The organism is Limoniibacter endophyticus, from assembly GCF_014652835.1.
GTDB classification, from domain to species: domain Bacteria; phylum Pseudomonadota; class Alphaproteobacteria; order Rhizobiales; family Rhizobiaceae; genus Limoniibacter; species Limoniibacter endophyticus.
The window spans coordinates 59,800-82,375 of record NZ_BMZO01000008.1; the positions used below are offsets into that span (position 1 = coordinate 59,800).

Here is a 22,576-nt window from a genome sequence, read left to right on the forward strand (position 1 = left end):
ATTGATGCCCATTTGCCCGCGAAACAAGGCCCCAGACAAGTTCGGGGCGCTCTTCTGACGTGCCTCCGGGAATGGCAACGCAGTCGTGGTGACATAACCGCGTGAAGTAGAAGAGAAAATAAAAAATATGAAAAATCTGATGTGTGTAGCGACGGTGCTTGCCGTCGGCGGGATTTCTTTTGCCGCAAACGGTGCGGCGGCACAAGATTTCATGAGTAATCGCGAGAAGACTGTCGAAAGGACGACGATCTTCGACGCAATGGCCGCAAGCCGTAAGGCGGCCGCAGAGAAAACCGAAACAGCCGCGGCCAAAAAACAAGCTGCTCCCGCAAAGAAGACCGCGTCACGCAAGAGCAAATCTTCAGCCCAGAAAAACGTCGCTCAGACCGCCAGGAAGCCGGTGCAAAAGAAGACGGCATCGCGCTCCTCTAAATCTTCCCAGGTCGCAAAGTCCGAGACCATCACTCGTAAATCCGCCAACGGCTACGCGCTGCCGGGTGTTGCCGCCAAGAGTGCAGTCGAAAAGCCTCAGCTCAAGAAGTCGGTTGCCAAGGGGCGTACACCCTACAGTGAAATCATCACTCGCTATGCCGGTCAGTACGGCGTTCCAGTTGGTCTTGCGCATGCCGTCGTTCGCGTCGAGAGCAATTTCAATCCGAAGGCGCGCGGTGCGGCAGGTGAAATCGGCCTGATGCAGATCAAGCCGGCAACGGCGCGCTCCATCGGGTTCTCTGGCTCCAACAGCGCGCTCTACGAGCCTGAAACCAATATCAAATATGGCATGAAATATCTCGCCATGGCCCACAAGCTGGGTGGTGGCACGACTTGCGGCACGATCCTCAAGTACAATGCTGGCCACGGCGCCAAGCGCATGAACCCGGTTTCGGCAAACTATTGCTCGAAGATCAAGGTTCATCTCGCAAGCTATTGATGGTACCCAATAAAAAAGCGCGGTATCAACACCGCGCTTTTTTATGAACTCTAAAACCAGTCGGCCTGTAAGCCGGGTTCTGTATGGCCCGGCACGAATGCCGGAACGTGGCGGCCATTCCTCTGGGATACGCCTTGCGACGTACCTCACGCGACCAACCCGGGCAGTCAAGGACGGAAACATCCCCGGAGCGAACTCCGCGCTGCCCCTATTCGGTCTTGCTCCAGGCGGGGTTTACCGTGCCGTCGCGCGTTGCCGCTGACGCGGTGGGCTCTTACCCCACCCTTTCACCCTTACCTCGCCAGCGCTTGTGTCAAATCGACAAAAGGGCAGGCGAGGCGGTTTGCTTTCTGTGGCACTTTCCCTGGGGTCGCCCCCGCCGGCCGTTAGCCGGCACCTTGTTTCCATGGAGCCCGGACTTTCCTCGAATACCGTCTTTCGACATTGGCATCCGCGGCCGCCCGGCCGACTGGCAGGCGCTATAAACGCGCAAGCGTCATAAAAAGCAAACAAAAAGCGGCGCCGCGTTGTTCATGAGTCGCTTATTCCCTTCCGGGGCATGAGAATTTTCAGGTGCTCGAGTGGCATTGGTAACGCTTTGTTAGCCATAAGCGCGCTTTAAATCAGTTTCGACTTAATAGCCCAATTCTCCCCTTCATCGGATGGTTAAACCTGGCATTCCCATTGACGCCCATAAAGGCCCATGTTATCCCATATGTGTCATCAAGTTTCGGTTTTTGTCTGGGGGCGTTTCACCCCGCCAGTGGTCGCTCCGGGAGTGGGGCGGACCGTTTCTGTCATGCCCATTTCGGGGCGTTTTCGGGCAGGGGGCATGGCTTGATGGTTTGCGTAATCGAGCAAGGGGACGTGGCAGCTCGGTCTGCTACAGCAGGCGATGGATCGGTTTTTATCCAGTGCAGTGAACAAGGTGGACGCGAAGGGTCGCGTATCCGTTCCTGCACATTTCCGGTCGGTCCTCGCCAAACGTGGGTGTGCCGAGATTTACGCTCTGCGGGCACTGGATGTTCCTGCCATGGATGTCGGTGGGCTCGACCTTCTGGATCGCTACGAGGAACGGATCTCGCAACTCGATCCTTTTCTCCAGGCTGCGGACGACATGTCCTTCTTCATTCACGGCGACGGTGCCTTCCTGAAAATGGATCAGGAGGGGCGGTTGTTGCTGACCGACTTCATTCGCGAACAGACGGGCATTTCAACAGAAGTCGCTTTCGTCGGTCGCGGGCTATTCTTTCAGATGTGGGAGCCGTCGCAGCTCAAGGCGCATGCCGACCGGGTGCGCGCGCGACTTCTCAAACTGCGCCAGGCGAGCGCGGAGGTATCTTCATGAGCGATCCGGAAAACGGGGTCCCGCATATTCCGGTCATGCTTGAGGAGGTTCTGACGGCGCTTGATGCCGGCGAAGCAAAAACCATCGTCGACGGTACCTTTGGTGCCGGTGGTTATACGCGTGCAATCCTGGCGCGAGGCGCCTCCGTCATTGCCATTGATCGCGATCCGGATGCGATCGCCAACGGAGCGGCATTGGCGGCGGCCTCGGAAGGTCGCCTGGGCCTTGTGCACGCGCCTTTTTCGGAGATGGATTCCCATGCTGAAGGCGTCGATGGCGTGGTGCTCGACATTGGCGTCTCCTCCATGCAACTCGATCAAGCCGAGCGCGGCTTCTCCTTCCGCTTCGACGGTCCCCTGGACATGCGTATGGCGCAGGCGGGGCTCTCTGCTGCCGATGTCGTCAACCGCTACAAGTGGGAAGACCTGGCGCGTATTTTCGGACTGCTTGGCGAAGAGCGGCACGCCGGGCGTATTGCCCGGATGATCGAGAAACGCCGCGCCGATCGTCCGTTCGAGCGCACCGCCGACCTTGCCAGCGCCATCGAGCTTTATGTCGGACGAAAGCCCGGCGACAAGATTCACCCCGCAACGCGCGTCTTTCAGGCGCTGCGCATCTATGTCAACGACGAGCTTGGTGAACTGGCGCGTGCGCTGCTTGCCGCCGAGCGCATCTTGAAGCCGGGCGGTCGTCTCGTCGTCGTCACCTTCCACTCGCTGGAGGATCGTCTCGTCAAGCGTTTCCTGGCGGATCGCGGGGGGAAGTCCAACACCGGTTCGCGTCATCTGCCTCAGGTTGCCGAGGTTCAGCCGCAGTTCGAGAAGGTGTCGCGCGCCATTGCGGCAACGGATGCCGAAATCGCTATCAATCCCCGGTCACGCTCGGCCAAGCTGCGCAGCGCTGTTCGCACCGCCGCAGCCGCACCGGCACGGGAAGATTATTCTGTATTCGGCCTGCCGGACCTCTCCAAGGTCGGCCAGACAAAAGGAAGGTGAGCCATGCTTTTTCGCACAAGTGACATCGTGCTGATTTGCGCCATGGTTGGTGCTGCCGCCTTCACCTATCAGGTTAAGCATCAGGCCGAAGACGAGATCGGTAAGATACGAAAGCTGGAAACGCAGATCAGCCTGGAGCGCGATTCCATCGATGTTCTCAAGGCTGATTGGAGTGTTCTGACGCAGCCGTCGCGCCTTCAGCGCCTCGCCGGAGTCTACGAAAATCAGCTCAACCTGAAGCCGAGCGATCCGCAGCAGTTCGGCAATATTAGCGATCTACCAGAGCGCCCACTGCGTATCGAGGACGTGTTGCAGCAGGATCTCGAGCTTCTGGCTGAAGGCGAGCAATTGCCTGCGCAGGACAACATTCACACGGGAGCAATTTCGCAATGATTGGACGCTGGCGCAAACGACTTTCAGGCGAAAGCGAAAAGCCCCTTCCGATCCAGATGGAATCGCAGGGCAAGATGTTTCGCGGCAGTGCCCGCAACCGTATTCTGATCACCATGGGGGTGTTCTTTGCCTTCTACGCCGTGATCGGCGTTCGTCTCGTGCAGTTTGGTTTGGAAGAGCCACCTGCGAGTGGTGCTCCTGCGTCGCGCGTTACCGCCTCGCGTCCCGACATTGTGGATCGGAACGGTGAGGTGCTGGCGACCGATATCAAGACCTTCTCGCTCTTTGGTGAGCCGCGTCGAATCGTTGATGCCGACGAAGCCATTGAAAAGCTGATGACCGTTCTGCCGGATTTGAACTATGAACAGACCTATCGTCGCCTGAAGAGCGGTACGGGCTTCGTCTGGTTGCGCCGTCAGCTTTCACCGCGCCAGCAGGCCGAAATCATGGCGCTCGGTATTCCGGGCATAGGTTTCCGTACAGAAAAGAAGCGCTTTTATCCAGGTAGCTCCACCGCCTCGCACGTCCTTGGTCTCGTTAATATCGACAACAAGGGCATTTCGGGCATGGAGAAATATATAGACGCCCAAGGCCTTGCGGATTTGCAGGAAAGTGGTCTTGCCCTGCCGGAGAACCTTGAGCCCTTCAAACTCTCCATGGATTTGCGCGTCCAGCATATCGTGCATGACGAGCTCCTTCAGGCGATGCAGCGCTACAAGGCCAAGGCTGCGGGCGGCGTCGTTCTCAATGCAAAGACGGGCGAAGTGGTCGCTATGGCGTCGGTGCCTGATTACGATCCGAACAACCCGGTCAACGCGCTCGAAAAAGATCGCATGAACCGCGTGTCGGCGGGTCTTTTTGAAATGGGGTCGACATTCAAATCCTTTACGCTCGCCATGGCGCTTGATTCCGGTCTGGTGAAGTTGACCGATACGTTCGACGCCACGCGTCCTATCCGTATTGGTCGTCACACAATCCGGGATTTCCATGGCAAGCATCGCGTGCTGACCGTGCCGGAGGTGTTTCTCTACTCCTCGAATATCGGCACCGGCAAAATGGCCGAGGTGGTCGGCATCCAGGGGCATCGGGATTATCTGACCAAGATGGGCCTGCTTTCCCGTATGCAGACGGAATTGCCGGAAGTCGCGACGCCGACTCAGCCGAAAGTCTGGAAGCAGATTCATTCGCTCACTATCTCGTTCGGTCACGGCATCTCAACAACGCCACTCCAGACGGCTGTCGCAGCGGCGGCTGTCATCAATGGCGGAAAGCTGATCCACCCAACTTTCCTGCCACGCACTGAAGAACAGGCAAATTATGATGCCGTTCAGGTCATGTCGGAGAAGACCAGTCGCGAAATGCGCTATCTTTTCCGAGTTAACGTCCTGAAAGGTTCGGGCCGTCGCGCGGAAGTTCCCGGCTACTATGTCGGCGGCAAAACAGGGACGGCCGAAAAGGTAGTCAATGGTCGTTATTCCAACGATAAGAAGTTCAATAATTTCATTGCTGCCTTCCCGATCAACGATCCGGAATATGTCGTCCTGGCCTTCGTTGACGAGCCGGAGCCGGCGGAGGGGCAGCATAGCGCAACCGCTGGTCTGAATTCAGCGGTCATGGCGGGCAATATCATTCGCCGTTCGGCCCCGCTTCTTGGCGTGAAGCCCGATTTCGGTCATGACATTGAGCCATTGTTGGTCGCTTATCAGTGATTCGTGACCCGGTGCGGCCCCGCGCCGGGTTCATTTGAGACGAAGTGTGGGACGGAATGAAACTCGAAAACCTTGCCTCTGCGCTTCCTGTTTTGCGGCCGGATCTCGCCGATCTGGCCGTTCGCGCAATCAGCGCGGATTCCAGGACCGTGACGCCGGGCGCATTGTTCTTCGCCCTTTCAGGCTCGAAGACCGACGGCACCAGATTTGCGCAGGACGCGGCGACCAAGGGCGCTGTAGCTGTCGTCTCCAACCTCGCCGACCTAGCCATCGACGTTCCACATATCCATTCGGACGATCCGCGTCGCGCATTGGCGCTTGCTGCGGCTGCCTTCTACGGCAAGCAGCCCGAAACCATGGTCGCTGTCACCGGCACCAGCGGTAAAACCTCTGTTGCTGCCTTCACACGTCAGATCTGGTCCTACGCCGGCAAGCAGGCGGCGAGCATCGGCACGACCGGCGTTACTGCGCCCGGCCGCGAGGATTACGGTTCGCTGACTACTCCCGATCCCGTCACGTTGCACCGCATCCTTGCGGAACTGGCTGAAACCGGCGTTACCCATGCGGCAATGGAAGCTTCTTCGCACGGCCTCGATCAGCGTCGTCTCGACGGCGTGAAACTTGCAGCTGCCGGTTTCACCAATCTCGGTCGCGATCACATGGATTATCATCCCACTGTCGAGGATTATCACGCAGCGAAAATGCGGCTGTTCGATGCGCTGCTCGAAGCGGGCAAGCCCGCCATCATCTTTGCCGATGATCCGTGGTCCCAGGCCACGATCAATGCCGCGCAGGCCGCTGGCCTCGACGTGCTCACGGTTGGTCGCAAGGGCGATTTCATCACTCTGAAGCGCGTGGAGCATGAACGCCATCATCAGCGCATCGAGATTGCCATCGAGGGCAGGATTTACGAGATCGATCTGCCGCTCGCCGGTGATTTTCAAGTGTTCAACGCGCTCGTCGCAGCCGGTCTGGCTATCGCCACCGGCACAGAGGCAGGCATTGCGTCGGCCGCGCTCGAAAAACTCAGAGGCGCGTCGGGGCGCCTTGAGTTGATCGGAACGACCAAGGCTGGTGCGCCGATCTATGTCGACTACGCACATAAGCCGGAAGCGCTAGAAAACGTACTTTCATCGGTGCGCCCGTTCACTACAGGCCGTGTCGTCGTCGTCTTCGGTTGCGGTGGCGACCGCGATAAGGGAAAACGGCCGATCATGGGTGAAATCGCGTCACGCCTGGCCGACACCATTATCGTCACTGATGATAATCCGCGTTCGGAAGTGCCGGCCACCATCCGCGAGGAAATCATGGCGGCGGCGCCCGGTGCGATCGAAATTGGTGATCGGCACGAAGCAATTCGCCACGCGATTTCCCTGCTGCAAGCGGGGGATACGCTAGTCGTTGCAGGCAAGGGACATGAGGAAGGCCAGACGGTGGGCGAGGTGACCTTGCCTTTCTCCGATCATGAAGAGGTGCGCAAAGCGCTTTTGGAGACTGGCATATGAGTATTTCGTGGAATTCAGATGCGTTTGTGGAGATTATGGGAGGTCGTCCCTTCGGCAATCTCCCCTCCACGATCACCGGTGTTTCCATCGACACCCGCACGCTGCAAAAGGGCGAAGCCTTCTTTGCTATCAAGGGCGATCGCTTCGATGGCCATAATTTTGCGACTGCCGCTATCGGGGCGGGTGCAGGCGTCATGGTCATTGCAGAGCACAAGCTGCCCGCATTGGGCCGCTTCAATATTCCGATGATCGTTGTGCCGGACGTGCTTGTTGCGCTCGAGAAAGTGGCAGCCGCAGCCCGTATCCGCAGCCGCGCCAAGGTCATCGCCATCACGGGATCGGCTGGCAAGACCAGTACAAAAGAGGCACTGCGCCATGTGCTGTCCGAATTCGGGACCGTGCACGCGGCGGACAAATCGTTCAATAATCACTGGGGCGTGCCGCTGACGCTTGCGCGTCTTCCCGACGATGCCGATTTCGCCATTGTCGAGATCGGCATGAACCATCCCGGCGAAATTCGCCCGCTGGTCAAGCTCGCCCAACCGCATATTGCCGTCATTACGCTGATTGCTGCCGCCCATCTGGGTCACTTTTCCGGTCTGGACGAGATTGCGCGCGCGAAGGCTGAAATCTTCGAGGGTATCGTGCCGGGCGGTTATGCACTGCTTAACCGCGACGATCAGCGCTGGAAGCTGCTCGATGAGCTGGCGACCGAAGCACGCGTGCGTCACGTGCTGGGCTTTGGTGAGAATGCCCGTGCGCATGTGCGGCTCACGGACTGCCGCCTGGGTTCGGAACATTCCGATATTCGCGTCGCTCTTGATGGCAAGGAGATTGATGCGCGCGTTGGAGCCCCCGGACGCCACGTGGTACAGAATATGCTCGCCGTCCTTGGGTGCGCTCAGCTTTTGAGTCTCGATATAGAAAAGGCTGCAAATGCGCTCGGTAATCTGCGACCCGAAGAGGGACGAGGGCGGCGCCACCGCCTTCGGATCGACGGCGAAATCGCCACGTTGATCGATGAAAGCTATAATGCCAACCCCGCCTCGATGCGAGCCGCGCTTGATGTGCTGCGCACCGCGACAGTGGGGGAAGGTGGACGACGTATCGCAGTGCTTGGCGACATGCTGGAACTTGGCAGTCATGCGCCGAAATTGCATGCGGGACTTGCGGAATTCATCATCGACAAGGGTATTGATCTCGTGCTTCTGGCAGGCGACGAAATGACCGCGCTTGCCGATGTTTTGACGGACAAGATCGCCGTTGAGTATCGCCCTGATGCGAACGCACTCGAACCGGTCCTGCTTGATACCGTTCGCGGCGGTGATGCCGTGATGATCAAATCCTCGAAGAGCAGCGGTTTTTCCAAGCTCGTCGAAACGCTTGTCAATCGCTACGGGCACAAGACGCCCGCCTAGCGAAACGAGCTTGACATTTGCATACCGTTTGGCACGAGGCAGACCGCCAAATGCCAGATAAGAAGGCCCATGGAAACATAAATGCGGGTGGCTCTTCCCAACAGTTGCTTGAAGCTCCGCGTCGGAGATGCAGGTGCCGGAATTGACACCGGAAGTAACCGGCCATGGAAGGCCCGGGGGAATAATAGATGCTGAGTTTGCTGGTCGCTTTTGCCGACGATTACGCCGTGTTCAATGTGTTTCGCTATATAACGTTCCGAACCGGCGGAGCCTTGATCACGTCTGCGTTCCTGGTTTTCATGTTCGGACCAATGATCATCAATTCGTTGCGCGTCCGTCAGGGCAAGGGGCAGCCGATCCGCGCCGATGGCCCGCAGACCCATTTCAAGAAGGCAGGTACGCCCACCATGGGAGGCCTGATGATGCTCGTCGGTATTATCGGCTCGACGTTGCTCTGGGCTAATATCACTTCCATCTATGTGTGGGTGATCCTTTTCGTCACCGTCGGTTTCGGTGCCATCGGTTTTTATGACGATTATCTCAAGGTGACGAAGCAATCCCATATGGGATTTTCCGGCAAGGCGCGCCTCGGTATAGAATTCCTGATTGCCGCAATTGCCTCCTATGTCATCATGCAGGCCGGGCAGGGTCCGTTCTCATCTTCGCTGGCTTTCCCGTTCGTGAAAGATTTCCTGCTCAATCTCGGCTGGTTCTTTGTTCCCTTCGCGGCGTTCGTCATTGTTGGAGCAGGCAATGCCGTAAATCTGACAGACGGCCTTGACGGCCTTGCCATCGTGCCGATCATGATCGCCGCCGCTTCTTTCGGAGTCATCGCCTATCTCTCGGGTAACGCTGTCTTCGCTGATTATCTTCAGATCCATTTCGTGCCGGGTACCGGTGAACTTGCCGTAATCCTGGGGGCTGTGATCGGTGCCGGTCTCGGCTTTCTCTGGTTCAACGCGCCGCCTGCCGCGATTTTCATGGGCGATACCGGATCGCTCGCGCTTGGGGGGCTCATCGGCGCAATCGCCGTTTCAACCAAACACGAGATCGTGCTGGCCATTGTCGGTGGCCTCTTCGTGGCGGAAGCGCTTTCGGTCATCATCCAGGTGGGTTTTTTCAAGATGACCGGCAGACGCGTTTTCCTGATGGCTCCCATCCATCACCATTTTGAAAAGCTGGGCTGGACGGAAAGTCAGGTCGTGATCCGCTTTTGGATTATCGCCGTCATTCTGGCCCTCATCGGTCTTTCCACCCTCAAGCTCAGATAAGCGATCATGATCCCGGCCAGCCGCTTCAAGGATAAAAAAGTAGCACTCTTCGGTCTCGGCGGATCAGGCCTTGCCACCGCTCATGCGCTGGTGGCGGGGGGTGCCGATCTCATTGCCTCCGACGATAATCCCGACAGCGTGGCAAAAGCGGCTTCGGAAGGCGTCGGGACTGGGGATCTGCATAATATTGACTGGGCCGGGCTGGCCGCGTTCGTACTTTCGCCGGGCGTCCCGCTTACCCATCCCAAGCCACACTGGAGCGTTGATCTGGCACGCGCCGCTGCCGTCGAAATCATTGGGGATGTCGAGCTCTTCTCGCGCGAACGCGCGGCACTCGCTCCATCTGCGCCACTTGTTGCGGTCACCGGCACGAACGGAAAATCGACCACGACGGCGCTGATTTCGCACATGCTGAAATCAGCTGGTCGCGATACGCAAATGGGCGGCAATATTGGACGCGCCGTATTGACCCTCGAGCCGGTGGAGCCCGCCCGCCATTATGTCATTGAATGCTCGTCCTATCAGATCGATCTTGCACCGACGCTCAAACCCAGCTGTGGCATTCTTTTGAATTTGACTCCCGATCATCTCGACCGTCATGGCACCATGGCCCATTATGCCGAGATCAAGGAGCGTCTCGTCGCCAATAGCGATCTCGCGATCGTCGGCGTTGATGACACGTGGTGCGCCGATATTGCACAACGTCTCGAGCGCGCCGGGCGGCGCGTCGCACGCATATCTGCCCGGCTGCCACTGACTGACGGCTATTTCGCCTCCGGCCTGTCGCTCTGTCATGCACGTGGCGGCCAGGTCGAAATCGTCGGTACGCTGGAAGGCGTCGGGTCTTTGCGCGGTCGCCACAATGCGCAGAATGCATTGGCCGCGATTGCGGCCTGCCGCGAAGTTGGCTTGAGCCATGCGGAAATTCAGGCCGGGCTGTCGAGCTTCAAGGGCCTCGCCCATCGCATGGAGCAGGTCGGACGCAAAGGCAATGTCCTCTTCGTGAATGATTCCAAAGCGACCAATGCCGAGGCATCTGCACCTGCACTTGCGAGTTTTGAGACGATTTACTGGATCGTCGGCGGTCTGCCCAAACAGGGCGGCATTGAAAGTCTTCGTCCGCTTTTTGACCGCGTCAAGCGCGCCTATCTGATTGGCGAGGCTGCGCCGGCTTTTTCGGCAACGCTTGGCGATGCGGTTCCATTCGAGATTTCCGGAACGCTCGAAGCGGCGCTTGCGCATGCGGCGCGCGATGCGGCTGGCAGTAAAGAAGAGGGCGAGGCGGTCGTCTTGCTCTCGCCGGCCTGCGCCAGTTTTGATCAGTTTCGCAATTTCGAAGTACGCGGCGAGGCTTTCCGTAAAGCCGTCTCTGCAATCGAGGATATCGAGATGATGGGAGCACAATCATGGTAAGTCGCGTCGACAGAGGCCCGGTCGCCAATTGGTGGTGGACCATTGATCGTTGGTTTCTCGCAGCGTTTCTGAGCCTCATGGGGCTTGGTATCGTGCTTTGTTTTGCCGCAAGTCCCGCGGTTGCCGAACGCATCGGCCTCGACAGTTTCTATTTTGCCAAGCGCCAGATCATGTTCATGGCCATGGGTGTCGTGGTGATGATTGGCGTTTCCTTTCTGAACGCCCGTCAGATTCGTCGAATCGCGATCGCCATGCTTATCGGATCTCTGGTCTTGATGGTCGCGGTTCTCTTCATCGGCGTCGAGGTCAAGGGGGCGCGGCGCTGGGTTTCGCTGGCCGGCCTCTCGGTTCAGCCGTCAGAATTCCTGAAGCCTGCCTTTGTCATTATCTGCGCCTGGCTTTTCTCGGAACACGCCCGCCAGCCCGATATTCCAGGCAACCTTTTTGCCACGATCCTGCTCGGTCTCGTGTTGGCTCTGTTGCTTGCGCAGCCGGACGTCGGCCAGACCCTGCTCGTGGCCGGAACATGGTCGGTCATGTTCTTCATGGCGGGTTTGTCGTGGTTCTGGATATTGCTTCTGGCAGGTACGGCGGTAACAGGGGCGTTCATCGCCTATGAAGCATTGCCCCACGTCGCCAGCCGGATCAATCGCTTCATAACAGGTGAGGGCGATACTTTTCAGGTTGATATGGGACGCGAGGCGCTCATCACCGGTGGCTGGTTCGGCCAGGGGCCGGGCGAAGGCACCATCAAGCGTATCATCCCCGACAGCCACGCCGACTTCGTATTCTCGGTAGCTGGCGAGGAGTTCGGCTTGATTCTGTGCATGCTCATTGCTGCGATCTTTGCCTTCATTGTCCTGCGCGGCCTGTTTGTCGCCCTAAAGGAACATGACGATTTCACACGCTATGCGGTTTCCGGCCTGGTTGCCAATTTCGGCTTCCAGTCGATCATCAATATCGGTGTGAATGTGCATATTCTACCCGCAAAGGGGATGACGCTGCCTTTCATTTCGTACGGTGGCTCGTCACTTATCGCCATTGCTGTCGGCATGGGCATGGTTCTGGCACTCACGCGCCAGCGTCCCGACAAGCGCATGATCTATGCCTATCACCGTCCCTATTCGACGGTGCCTGCCGAATGAGCCAGAAAAAGACCTTTGTCCTGTCCGCTGGAGGTACTGGCGGACATCTCTTTCCGGCCGAGGCTCTTGCGCATGAGTTGAAGGCGCGAGGGCATAGTGCGCATCTGGCAACAGACGAGCGTGCAGAGAAGTTTGCGGATCGCTTTCCGGGACCGGTTCATGCCATCCCGTCGGCGACGATTGCCGGTCGCAATCCTCTGGCACTCATTCGCGCAGGTCTCGCGATTTGGAAAGGCATGCGTGCCTCAAGCGCCTTGTTCTCGCAGATGAAGCCGTCCGCTGTCATCGGCTTTGGCGGCTATCCGACCCTTCCACCGCTCCTTGCCGCAACGCGCGCGGGAATACCCACGCTTATCCATGAGCAAAATGCAGTCATGGGCCGTGCCAACAAGCTGCTTAGCACACGTGTAACAAAGATCGCGGGTGGCTTTCTGGAAAAGCCGCAAGGTCCGCTCGGCGCTAAAACCATCATCACCGGCAATCCGATCCGGCCTGCCGTGATCGAGGCAATGGAGACGCCATACGTGGCTTCGTCAGGTAATGCGCCGTTTCATCTGTTGATCTTTGGCGGCAGCCAGGGTGCAAAGTTCTTCTCTGACGCGCTGCCGCCGGCCATCGAAAAGCTGTCATCGGAAAAGCGATTGCGTCTGCGCATCGTACAGCAGGCGCGTATGGAAGATGAGGCTGCCGTTCGTACGGCCTATGCAAATCTTGGCGTGGAGGCGGAAGTTTCGCCGTTCTTCAATGATATGGCGGCGCGTATTGCCAATGCCCAGCTTGTTATTTCGCGCTCGGGTGCGTCGACCGTGTCGGAAGTTGCCGCCATCGGTCGTCCGGCAATCTTCGTCCCGTATCCGCACGCTCTCGATCATGATCAGGCAGCCAATGCAGCCAAGCTCGAGAAATCGGGTGGTGCTCGTGTCATCCGCCAGCAGGAGCTTTCCGCCGCCCGTCTTGCGGATCTGCTCGCCTCGCTCATGGATGAGCCGCAGACCTTGTCCGACATGGCGGGTTCTGCCCGCTCTACCGGAACGAAAGATGCTGCACGGTTGCTTGCCGACGCCGCGGAAGCTATTGCAGACGACAAAAATATCTAAAGAACGGCAGGCGATCTCCCTATCGTCGCCTGAAGAACAAGGAAAACGCCTCATGAAGATGCGCCAATCGGTCGGTCTCATCCATTTCGTCGGTATCGGCGGTATCGGCATGAGCGGCATTGCCGAAGCTTTGTACAATCTTGGCTACAAGGTGCAAGGGTCGGATCAGGCCGATGGCGCAAATGTTCAGCGTCTACGTGACAAGGGCATTGAATGTTTCGTCGGCCATCGTGCCGAGAACCTTGGCGACGCGGAAGTCGTGGTGGTCTCGACCGCCATCCGCAAGGACAACCCGGAGCTCGTGGCCGCCCGCGATCACCACCTGCCGGTGGTGCGCCGAGCCGAAATGCTGGCCGAACTCATGCGTTTTCGTCAGGCGATTGCCATTGGCGGCACGCATGGCAAAACGACGACCACCTCACTGGTCGGCACATTGCTGGAGGCCGGTGGGCTTGATCCGACCGTGATCAATGGCGGCATCATCAACGCCTATGGTACCAATGCGCGCATGGGCGATGGCGAGTGGATGGTAGTAGAGGCAGACGAAAGCGACGGCACCTTCCTCAAGCTTCCTGCGGAAATCACGGTCGTTACCAATATCGATCCGGAGCATCTCGATCATTACGGCTCCTTTGACAGGGTTCGCGACGCATTCCGCCAGTTCGTCGAGAATGTGCCTTTTTATGGCTTTGGCGTTCTCTGCACCGATCACCCCGAAGTGCAGGCGCTGGCTTCGCGCATAGAAGATCGTCGCGTCATCTCCTACGGCGAGAACGCGCAGGCGGATGTTCGCTTCCACAATGTCCGCATCGACGGGGCCGCTTCGATTTTCGATGTAACAATCCGCCACCGTAAAAGCCGCGAGACAACCGAGATCAAGGATATTCGTCTGCCGATGCCGGGACGCCACAATGTCTCGAATGCGACTTCGGCCATCGCCGTCGCTCATGAACTTGGCATGACACCCGATCTGATCCGTCAGGGTCTGGCGAGTTTTAGCGGCGTCAAGCGTCGCTTCACATTTACCGGCGAATGGAATGGCGTGAAGATTTTTGACGATTACGGTCATCATCCGGTCGAAATCCGCGCCGTTTTGCGAGCTGCTCGCGACTCCGCTGAAAAGCGGGTGATTGCCATCGCTCAGCCGCATCGCTACACGCGTCTCCACGATTTGATGGACGACTTCGCCACCTGTTTCAACGATGCCGATACCGTTTTGGTTGCACCCGTCTACACGGCAGGCGAGGAACCGATCGAGGGCGCGACCTCGGGAGAGCTTGTCGCTCGTATTCGTGCAGGCGGCCATCGCGATGCCCGTAATCTGGAAGGGCCGGACGCAATCGGAGGTGTGATCCGCCAACTGGCGCAGCCGGGCGATCTTGTCATCTTTCTGGGCGCGGGCAATATCACGCAGTGGGCCTATGCTCTTCCGAACCAGCTCAATTCAGGTGCTGCATGACTCAATCCGGTTCCGATCTTCTGGCCAAGCTTGGCGACAGACTCTCCGGTCTTCGCGGTCGCCTGATGCCTGATGCCGGTATGGACAAGATCACCTGGTTGCGCGCGGGTGGTCCAGCCCAGGTTCTGTTCACGCCGGCTGACGAGGAAGATCTCGCGACTTTCCTGAGGGCCGTGCCGGAAGAGATCCCTGTCATGGTCGTCGGGGTCGGTTCCAATCTTCTGGTGCGTGATGGAGGCGTTGACGGCTTCGTCGTGCGCCTGTCGCCGAAGGGTTTTGGCGCAGCGAAGGTCGTTTCGGATGTGCGTATAGAGGCAGGGGCTGCAACGCCCGACAAGCGGGTGGCAGCAACGGCACTGGATGCGGGTATTGGCGGCTTCCACTTCTATCATGGCATTCCCGGTGCCATTGGCGGCGCGCTGCGCATGAATGCCGGTGCCAATGGCGTCGAGACGCGGGAGCGGGTCGTCGAGGTGCGAGCGCTGGATCGCCAGGGTGATGCTCATGTGCTTTCCAACAGCGAGATGGGTTATGCCTATCGCAGCAGCATGGCTTCAAAGAGCCTGATCTTTACCTCCGCGCTGTTTGAAGGCTACCGGGAAGACAAGGACGCCATCCAGGCATCGATGGAGGGTGTTCAACAGCATCGCGAGACGGTCCAGCCTGTTCGGGAGAAAACCGGCGGCTCCACCTTCAAAAACCCGGAAGGCTCTTCGGCCTGGAAAGAGATCGATAAGGCCGGCATGCGTGGTTTCAAGGTCGGCGCGGCGCAGATGTCGGAAATGCATTGCAATTTCATGATCAACACCGGCGAGGCTACCGGGCACGATCTCGAAACCCTTGGCGAAACCGTGCGTCGTCGTGTACGCGAAACTTCGGGTGTTTCCCTTCAGTGGGAAATCAAGCGTATCGGCAAATTCGTCGCGGGCAGGGAAGTAACCCCATTTCTCGACTGACCGCGGTAGTCGAGAGAACAGCACAAATTCTTGTAATTTTTATCACGATTATTACACTCTTTGGTTGCATCAATTGAGTCCGCGATTCATTGCGATTGTGCGCATTAACCATAACTCCTTGTTTTGTGGGAAAACCGGGATGACGGCCTTCGCTGCTCCTGTCTTACGCTTCCCGCACCGTCGGTACGTCGTGCTCTTGCGCTGAGACCAACTCTCTGATTCTAAGAGATGAATCGAATAGTCGATGTGATTCGTCGCTGATCGGAGAGGTCAGCGGGATGATCGAATCTCCATGGCTTTTCGTACGGGTTTTATGTTGCCCGCGCTGCCGTCCGGTCATTATTCCGGTTCAACCATGCGGCGTGCAAGGGTGGCGCAAGCGTCGCAGTGTAGCGTTGTGGGATTGGAAGAGGGGACATCATGAGTGTCAAGCATGTTGCCGTCCTGATGGGTGGTTTTGCTTCTGAAAGGCCGGTTAGTCTTTCGTCCGGCAATGCCTGCGCCGATGCCCTTGAAGTTGAAGGTTATCGTGTTACCCGCGTCGACGTCGATCGCGACATCTCAGCCGTTCTTTCCGAGTTGAGGCCGGATGTTGTCTTCAATGCTCTTCATGGTCCTTTCGGTGAGGATGGGACCATTCAGGGCGTTCTCGAATTCCTGCAAATTCCCTACACGCATTCCGGTGTTCTTCCGTCGGCTTTGGCAATGAACAAGGAAGTGGCAAAGAAAGTTGCCAAGGCTGCTGGCATCCCGGTTGCCGAAAGCAGGATCATGAGCCGCTTCGATATTGGCTCGAAGCATCCAATGGAGCCTCCATACGTGGTCAAGCCGGTTCGCGAAGGATCGAGCTTCGGCGTCGTCATCGTGCGTGAGGGGCAGTCGCATCCGCCGCAGATTCTCACCTCGGATGAGTGGAAATATGGCGATGTTGTTATGGTTGAGCGCTACGTGCATGGGCGCGAATTGACTTGTGCCGTCATGGGGGACGTGGCGCTCGGCGTCACAGAGATCATTCCGACCGGTCCTGCTTTCTATGATTACGATGCAAAATATGCAGCCGGCGGATCAAAACATGAATGTCCGGCAAAAATTTTACCGAATATTTACCAAAAAATAATGACACTGTCCCTGAAGGCACATCAGGCGATTGGCTGCAGGGGCGTGTCCCGATCCGACTTCCGTTACGACGACCGGTTCTCCGAAAATGGCGAGCTGATCTGGCTGGAGATCAATACGCAGCCGGGCATGACGCCCACGTCTCTGTTGCCTGAGCTTGCTTTGCATGCCGGACATTCGTTCGGTGAGTTGCTGAGTTGGATGGTGGAGGACGCCTCGTGTTCGCGTTGAAGTCGCAGCGTACCGATTTTGACAGGCGCGTTTCACGTGCCGATTATGATCGTCGCGGCTTTTTGGATGGCTATGTTCTGCCGCGCTGGCTGCGCAAGCCGGTGCGTCTCGCTGCGCGTCTGTTCGATGATGATTTCCAGGCGCCGCGCTTTGCAATGACCATTGCCAGTGTCGGGCTATTCGCGGCCTCGGCCATGTATGGCACCGCCGCCGGCGGTCACACGCCAGCCGTTCTGCAGGCGATCACTGCCAATGCCGGCTTCGCGATTGAGCAGGTTCGGGTCAATGGCCAGAAGGAAATTTCCGAGATCGATATTGTTGGTGCGCTTGAGCTTGACGGGTCAACTTCGCTTATCGGGTTCGATGCCTTTGCAGCTCGTGCGCGGGTTGCGGCGCTGCCGTGGGTTGAAAGCGTCGAAATCCGCAAGGTCTATCCCGGGCAGGTCGATGTTAATCTGGTCGAGCGCAAACCCTTCGCTCTGCTCCAGAAGGATGGCGACTTGTCCGTTATCGAGGAAGACGGTCGCGTGATTGCGCCGCTGACCAATATGGCTCATCTCGATCTGCCTTTGCTGGTCGGTGCCGGTGCTGACATGCGTGCGTCTCAGTTCATCGGTGAAATGGCTGCGCATCCAGATCTGGCTTCGCAGGTCAAGGCCTATATCCGTGTCGCCGATCGTCGCTGGGATCTGATGCTGAAGAATGGTGTCACGCTGCGCCTGCCGGAAGATGGCATGGAAGCGGCAATCGACAAGGTTCTGCGCGCAGATCGGGAGCAAGGTCTGTTTGGCAAGGATATTCTCGCCGTCGACCTGCGTCAGTCGGATCGCATGGTTTTGAAAATGTCGCCGGAAGCCGTCGAACAACGTGCGGAAGCTTTCAAGGAAAGAGCCAAGAGAATGCGTGCGGAGCATAGAATATGAGCTGGCTCGGCCCCAAGAACGAAACCCCACGCCGTTCCGGTATAGCAACCGTTCTCGACGTCGGCTCCAGCAAGGTTTGCTGCATCATCGCGCGGCTCAAGCCGCGTGAGGAAGGGCAATATCTCAAGGCCCGTACCCACGAGGTGCAGGTTCTCGGCATTGGCCATCAGCAGTCGCGCGGCGTGAAGTCGGGCGTCGTCGTGCAGCTCGATCATGTCGAGCAGGCGATCCGCCTTGCTGTCGATTCCGCCGAGCGCATGGCTGGGCTGACGGTCGATTCGCTCTTTGCCAATGTCACGGCCGGCCGTCAGAAAAGCGAGATATTCACTGCCAACGTCAATCTCGGCGGTCACGAAGTTTCCGAAGGCGATATCCGCAAGGTGCTGGGCGCCGGTGCGCGGCAGGCGATGAAGGCGGAACGGGAAGTCGTGCACTCGCTGGCCACCGGCTATACGCTCGATGCCGAGCGTGGCATTCGCGATCCACGCGGCATGATTGGCGACGCGCTCGGTGTCGACATGCATGTCGTCACAGCCGATTCTGCGCCGCTGCGCAATTTGGAGCTTTCCATCAACCGCGCCCACCTTTCGGTTGAGCGCATGGTCGCAACGCCTTACGCCAGCGGCCTTGCTGCTCTGGTCGATGACGAACTCGAAATGGGCGCAGCCTGTATCGATATGGGGGCTGGCACGACCAGCATTTCCATCTTTGCCGACGGCAAGTTCACGCATATCGAGTCGATCCCGGTCGGCGGAAGCCATGTTACCATGGATCTTGCGCGCGGCCTCTCGATCCGTCTGGAAGATGCCGAGCGCCTTAAGGTCATGCATGGTTCGGCTCTTCCGGGTGCGAGTGTGGACGATCATGATCTTGTCACCATACAGCCGATGGGGCTTGAGGATATTGAGGCGCCGCTCCAGGTGCCGCGTGCGCTGATGACGCGCATCATCCGTGCCCGCATCGAGGAGACGTTGGAACTTCTGCGCGACCGGCTAAATGAATCAGGTTATGCTAATATCATTGGCAAGCGAATCGTCCTGACCGGCGGTGCCAGCCAGCTCACCGGATTGCCGGAGGCGGCGCGGCGCGTGCTCGGCCGTAATGTACGCATAGGCCGCCCGCTGGGTGTTGCGGGTCTGCCCGAGGCGGCCAAAGGGCCGGCCTTCTCAGCCGCGGTCGGACTGTTGATATACCCGCAGGTTGCGGGGCTGGAGAATATCCAGACGCGGGGCGGTACCCGTTTCCGGATGACTGGTACTGGCGGCGCGTTCTCACGCGTTGGGCAGTGGTTCAGAGAGAGTTTCTAAGCGCGGAGCCAATAAGCTGCTCCGGCAGCCGGTTCCCGTAAGTGTTCAGAGTTTTGAGTGCGTGTTTTGCACTTGGAGTGAGTTTGCGTGGCGGGGCGTGTCCCCATAGCAAAGCCGCTTTTGGCGAGGCGGCGAATAGGCGAAAAAGGACGAGAAAATGACAATCAATCTGCAGAAGCCGGATATCACCGAGCTGAAGCCCCGCATCACTGTATTCGGTGTTGGCGGCGGCGGCGGCAACGCTGTCAACAACATGATCACCTCCGGCCTGCGTGGCGTCGAGTTCGTCGTGGCGAACACCGACGCGCAGGCACTGACCATGACCAAGGCTGAACGCCTCATTCAGTTGGGCGCCAATGTTACCGAAGGTCTGGGTGCTGGTTCGCAGCCGGAAGTCGGCCGTGCGGCCGCTGAAGAGTGCATCGACGAAATCATCGATCACCTGTCGAATACCCACATGTGTTTCGTTACTGCTGGCATGGGCGGTGGCACCGGTACGGGTGCTGCTCCAGTCGTTGCCCGTGCTGCACGCGAAAAGGGTATTCTGACTGTGGGCGTCGTGACCAAGCCGTTCCACTTCGAAGGCCAGCGTCGCATGAAGACGGCGGATTTCGGCATCGAGGAGCTGCAGAAGAACGTCGACACGCTGATCGTCATTCCGAACCAGAACCTGTTCCGCATCGCAAACGACAAGACCACTTTCGCCGACGCCTTCGCGATGGCCGACCAGGTGCTCTACTCCGGCGTTGCCTGCATCACCGATCTGATGGTCAAGGAAGGCCTTATCAATCTCGACTTTGCCGACGTTCGCTCGGTCATGCGCGAGATGGGCAAGGCCATGATGGGTACTGGTGAAGCCTCGGGCGAGGGCCGTGCGATGGCTGCTGCCGAGGCTGCGATTGCCAACCCGCTGCTCGACGAGACCTCGATGAAGGGCGCTCGCGGCCTTCTCATCTCCATCACCGGCGGTCGCGATCTTACCCTGTTCGAAGTCGACGAAGCTGCAAGCCGCATTCGTGAAGAGGTTGACGAGGACGCAAATATCATTCTCGGCGCTACCTTTGATGAAGATCTGGAAGGCGTCATTCGCGTTTCTGTCGTTGCTACCGGCATCGACAAGTCTGCCGCTGAAATTTCCAATCCGGCCAACCCGACCATCCGCACCATCCAGAATGCTGCTCCGGCTCGTCAGGCTTCCCAGCCGGTCCAGGAACAGATTCGCGATCCGCGTCCGGTCGATCCGGTTGCAGAGGCCCTGCGCTCGGCCGAGTTCCATGCTGGCGCACCGCGTGCTCAGGCCGCGCCGCAACCTGCGCCTGCCGCTCAGGTTCAGGACGATTTCCGCCCGCAGAGCCGCCTCTTCGCCGGTTCCGCAGCGGTTGCCCAGGCACCGGTCCGCGCACCGCAGCCTGCTCCAGCTCCTGTTTTGCAGCAGCCGGCTCCGGTTCGCGAAGTCGCGCCGCAGCAGCCCCAGCAGCAGATGTACCAGCAGCCTGCACCAGCTCCGGTCCAGCAGCCGGTCGCCCAGCCGCGCATGCCACGTGCGGATGACTTCCCGGCCGTTGCCCGCGCTGAAATGCAGCCGCAGGCTCAGCCGCGTCATGAAGAAGAAGATCGTAGTCCGCTGGGTGGTCTCCTGAAGCGCCTCACCAACGGCCTGACCCGTCGCGAGGAAGAACCTGCTCCGGCTCCACAGGCCGCGCCGCGCATGCGTACCCCGCAGCCTGCTGCTCCGGCTCCGCAGGAACGTCGTGCACCATCTGCCGACAGCCAGATGTATGCACCGCGTCGCGGTCAAATGGACGATATGGGGCGTCCGGTCCCGGTCGCACGCAATGCCGGTCAGGAAGACGACCAGCTGGAAATTCCGGCCTTCCTGCGCCGTCAGGCCAACTAAGATAAAGTTATGGCGGGGGATATCCCGCCATAGCCTACCCGCTGGCTCTCTCGTGTTATCCGGGTGAGCTGGTAAAATCGTCCTATCGCCAGAAAGCACCGTGCTTCGACAGAGGCGCGGTGCTTTTTCGTCTTGCAAAACGTGGGTTGTTTGCGGCGACCGGATCACTTCCCGCCCTTGCTCATAGGAACGAGAACTTCGCTCAAGCCGAGCGTAACCTTTCCGTCCGCCGTCGTTTCGCTGATCTGAAGACGGATCTTGGAAATTCCGCCCTTGATCGTCACGCCGTCGACCATGACATTGTCTGCCCGATTGACCATCTTGAGGCAAGGTGCCTGGTTGTCACTCAACTCGTCGATCACATCGGCAATGATGGCAAGGCCGTCATCATTCTTGCCCAGCGTTTGCAGCGGCTCGTCCCATTTGACGCGAACGACGGCTTTGCCCTGAAAGTTGCGGCCGTTGAAGATAGCCGTGGCATTCTTTGGTTTCAGCCGGTCTTTGTTCTCGGCACCATTGGATATCGTGGTCTTCGGTTGTGGTTTCGCATCTTCATCCTTTGCGAGCGTTGTCGTGTCGTCATCCGGTGCCGGTGCCCTGCCGCGTTTCATCGGTTTCTTTTCCGTGGCAGAGAGATGCTTCGGTTCATCCGCTTCTTCTTGAAGATCCTCGTCCGCCTCGACTTGTTCAGCATAGTCCGCAGTCGCTTCGTCTTCGATTTCAGCGGTGTCCGTTGTCAGGAGGCGCGTAAGAATGACAATGCCGTCCTGTTCGTGCGACAGTGTGACGAGGCGCGAGGCCGGGATCGTCCATCTCGTCTCAGTCGGGCTCGTCTCGTCCAGGGTGAAGGCAGCCAGATCCAGCGCCGGCGCAGGACCGACTGCCATGGCGAACTGAACGATAGACGTTGCGAAACGGTCATCATCGCTGATTGTCGCGATGCAGAGCCTGTTCCGGCGGCGGTGAGGGATCGGTCGCTGTTCTCCCGTGTGCTCCGCCAGGTAGAACTCGAAGGTGAGCGAAAGCGGGCTTCCGATGCCGCTCTTGATGATGATGCCTGCGGCGCTTCCGGTGACCAGCTGGTCGCCTATCAGAATGCGCATATAGTACCAACCGAAGGTTTCGTCGATGTGATACCATTTCTCGGAGCCGGCTTTGGCAACGTAGTCGCTCAGCCCATGTCCGCTCATGAGGATACGGACCGATTTCCCCTCGCTCGTCATCCAGTTCGTCAGGTCGACGCTCGCCAGACGAGCCCCTAACGTCTGGATGTCATCGCGAAATATGGGGACGCTTACCGCGCGTTCGATGGCTTCGAAGCTTGCTGTATCGTCGTCCTGCTCTAGGTCTGGCTTTGCCATTTCATGCCCCCGCAAAACTGTGGCGATATCGATGGTAGCGGGAGCAGATTGATTTTTTCGCAGGATATTTGTGTCGATTTTATCATTAAGTTTTATGTTGC

At 58.4% G+C, this 22,576-nt stretch carries 18 protein-coding genes and 1 other RNA gene; 17 read left to right on the top strand and 2 right to left on the bottom strand.

Annotation, left to right across the window (positions count from 1 at the left end):
- Positions 1–127: 127 nt before the first annotated feature.
- Positions 128–931: a lytic transglycosylase domain-containing protein gene (locus tag IE151_RS12295; RefSeq protein WP_189490591.1), complete on the top strand. Its 804-nt coding sequence runs from the start codon at positions 128–130 to the stop codon at positions 929–931.
- A gap of 52 nt (positions 932–983) precedes the next feature.
- Here IE151_RS12295 and rnpB read toward each other — a convergent pair.
- Positions 984–1,404: RNase P RNA component class A (gene rnpB / locus IE151_RS12300), an RNA gene on the bottom strand.
- A 422-nt stretch (positions 1,405–1,826) separates the two neighbouring features.
- On the opposite strand from rnpB, the gene mraZ reads away from it, so the two are divergent.
- The 16 genes from mraZ (at position 1,827) to ftsZ (ending at position 21,114) form a co-directional block, all read left to right on the top strand.
- Positions 1,827–2,279, top strand: a complete 453-nt coding sequence (gene mraZ, locus IE151_RS12305) for a division/cell wall cluster transcriptional repressor MraZ (RefSeq protein ID WP_189490593.1) — start codon at positions 1,827–1,829, stop codon at positions 2,277–2,279.
- On the top strand, positions 2,276–3,274 hold the full coding sequence (rsmH, locus tag IE151_RS12310; RefSeq protein ID WP_189490595.1) for a 16S rRNA (cytosine(1402)-N(4))-methyltransferase RsmH: 999 nt from the start codon (positions 2,276–2,278) through the stop codon (positions 3,272–3,274). Before mraZ ends, rsmH begins: the two co-directional genes overlap by 4 nt.
- Before the next feature lie 3 nt (positions 3,275–3,277).
- The gene (gene ftsL, locus IE151_RS12315) at positions 3,278–3,667 is read left to right on the top strand and encodes a cell division protein FtsL (RefSeq protein ID WP_189490597.1); all 390 of its coding nucleotides are present in this window, start codon (positions 3,278–3,280) and stop codon (positions 3,665–3,667) included.
- Entirely contained in the window at positions 3,664–5,376 is a 1,713-nt protein-coding gene (locus IE151_RS12320) for a peptidoglycan D,D-transpeptidase FtsI family protein (protein WP_189490599.1), read from the top strand. The genes ftsL and IE151_RS12320 overlap by 4 nt, the downstream gene beginning before the upstream one ends.
- A gap of 56 nt (positions 5,377–5,432) precedes the next feature.
- Positions 5,433–6,881 carry a UDP-N-acetylmuramoyl-L-alanyl-D-glutamate--2,6-diaminopimelate ligase gene (locus IE151_RS12325; RefSeq protein ID WP_189490601.1) on the top strand — a complete coding sequence of 483 codons (1,449 nt, stop codon included), beginning with the start codon at positions 5,433–5,435 and terminating at the stop codon, positions 6,879–6,881.
- Positions 6,878–8,299, top strand: coding sequence for a UDP-N-acetylmuramoylalanyl-D-glutamyl-2,6-diaminopimelate--D-alanyl-D-alanine ligase (locus IE151_RS12330; protein WP_189490604.1), 1,422 nt, complete (start codon positions 6,878–6,880; stop codon positions 8,297–8,299). The genes IE151_RS12325 and IE151_RS12330 overlap by 4 nt, the downstream gene beginning before the upstream one ends.
- Before the next feature lie 188 nt (positions 8,300–8,487).
- Complete coding sequence (gene mraY / locus IE151_RS12335) at positions 8,488–9,570, top strand: phospho-N-acetylmuramoyl-pentapeptide-transferase (RefSeq protein WP_189490606.1); 1,083 nt, start codon at positions 8,488–8,490, stop codon at positions 9,568–9,570.
- 6 nt (positions 9,571–9,576) lie between these two features.
- A complete protein-coding gene (murD, locus tag IE151_RS12340) occupies positions 9,577–10,983 on the top strand; it encodes a UDP-N-acetylmuramoyl-L-alanine--D-glutamate ligase (RefSeq protein ID WP_189490608.1) in 1,407 nt (468 codons plus the stop codon).
- Positions 10,977–12,128, top strand: coding sequence for a putative lipid II flippase FtsW (ftsW, locus tag IE151_RS12345; RefSeq protein ID WP_189490611.1), 1,152 nt, complete (start codon positions 10,977–10,979; stop codon positions 12,126–12,128). Before murD ends, ftsW begins: the two co-directional genes overlap by 7 nt.
- Positions 12,125–13,225 (top strand): undecaprenyldiphospho-muramoylpentapeptide beta-N-acetylglucosaminyltransferase, encoded by a 1,101-nt coding sequence (gene murG, locus IE151_RS12350; protein WP_189490613.1) that lies wholly within the window; start codon positions 12,125–12,127, stop codon positions 13,223–13,225. The genes ftsW and murG overlap by 4 nt, the downstream gene beginning before the upstream one ends.
- A gap of 52 nt (positions 13,226–13,277) precedes the next feature.
- The gene (murC, locus tag IE151_RS12355) at positions 13,278–14,684 is read left to right on the top strand and encodes a UDP-N-acetylmuramate--L-alanine ligase (RefSeq protein ID WP_189490615.1); all 1,407 of its coding nucleotides are present in this window, start codon (positions 13,278–13,280) and stop codon (positions 14,682–14,684) included.
- Positions 14,681–15,640 carry a UDP-N-acetylmuramate dehydrogenase gene (murB, locus tag IE151_RS12360; protein ID WP_189490617.1) on the top strand — a complete coding sequence of 320 codons (960 nt, stop codon included), beginning with the start codon at positions 14,681–14,683 and terminating at the stop codon, positions 15,638–15,640. The genes murC and murB overlap by 4 nt, the downstream gene beginning before the upstream one ends.
- 420 nt (positions 15,641–16,060) lie before the next feature.
- Positions 16,061–16,987 (top strand): D-alanine--D-alanine ligase, encoded by a 927-nt coding sequence (locus tag IE151_RS12365; protein WP_189490619.1) that lies wholly within the window; start codon positions 16,061–16,063, stop codon positions 16,985–16,987.
- Positions 16,975–17,910, top strand: a complete 936-nt coding sequence (locus IE151_RS12370) for a cell division protein FtsQ/DivIB (protein ID WP_244636737.1) — start codon at positions 16,975–16,977, stop codon at positions 17,908–17,910. The genes IE151_RS12365 and IE151_RS12370 overlap by 13 nt, the downstream gene beginning before the upstream one ends.
- Positions 17,907–19,217 carry a cell division protein FtsA gene (ftsA, locus tag IE151_RS12375; RefSeq protein WP_189490621.1) on the top strand — a complete coding sequence of 437 codons (1,311 nt, stop codon included), beginning with the start codon at positions 17,907–17,909 and terminating at the stop codon, positions 19,215–19,217. Before IE151_RS12370 ends, ftsA begins: the two co-directional genes overlap by 4 nt.
- A gap of 157 nt (positions 19,218–19,374) precedes the next feature.
- Complete coding sequence (ftsZ, locus tag IE151_RS12380; RefSeq protein ID WP_189490623.1) at positions 19,375–21,114, top strand: cell division protein FtsZ; 1,740 nt, start codon at positions 19,375–19,377, stop codon at positions 21,112–21,114.
- 164 nt (positions 21,115–21,278) lie between these two features.
- Here the strand turns inward: ftsZ and IE151_RS12385 are convergent, their stop codons facing one another.
- The gene (locus IE151_RS12385) at positions 21,279–22,475 is read right to left on the bottom strand and encodes a hypothetical protein (RefSeq protein WP_189490625.1); all 1,197 of its coding nucleotides are present in this window, start codon (positions 22,473–22,475) and stop codon (positions 21,279–21,281) included.
- Between the last annotated feature and the right edge of the window lie 101 nt (positions 22,476–22,576).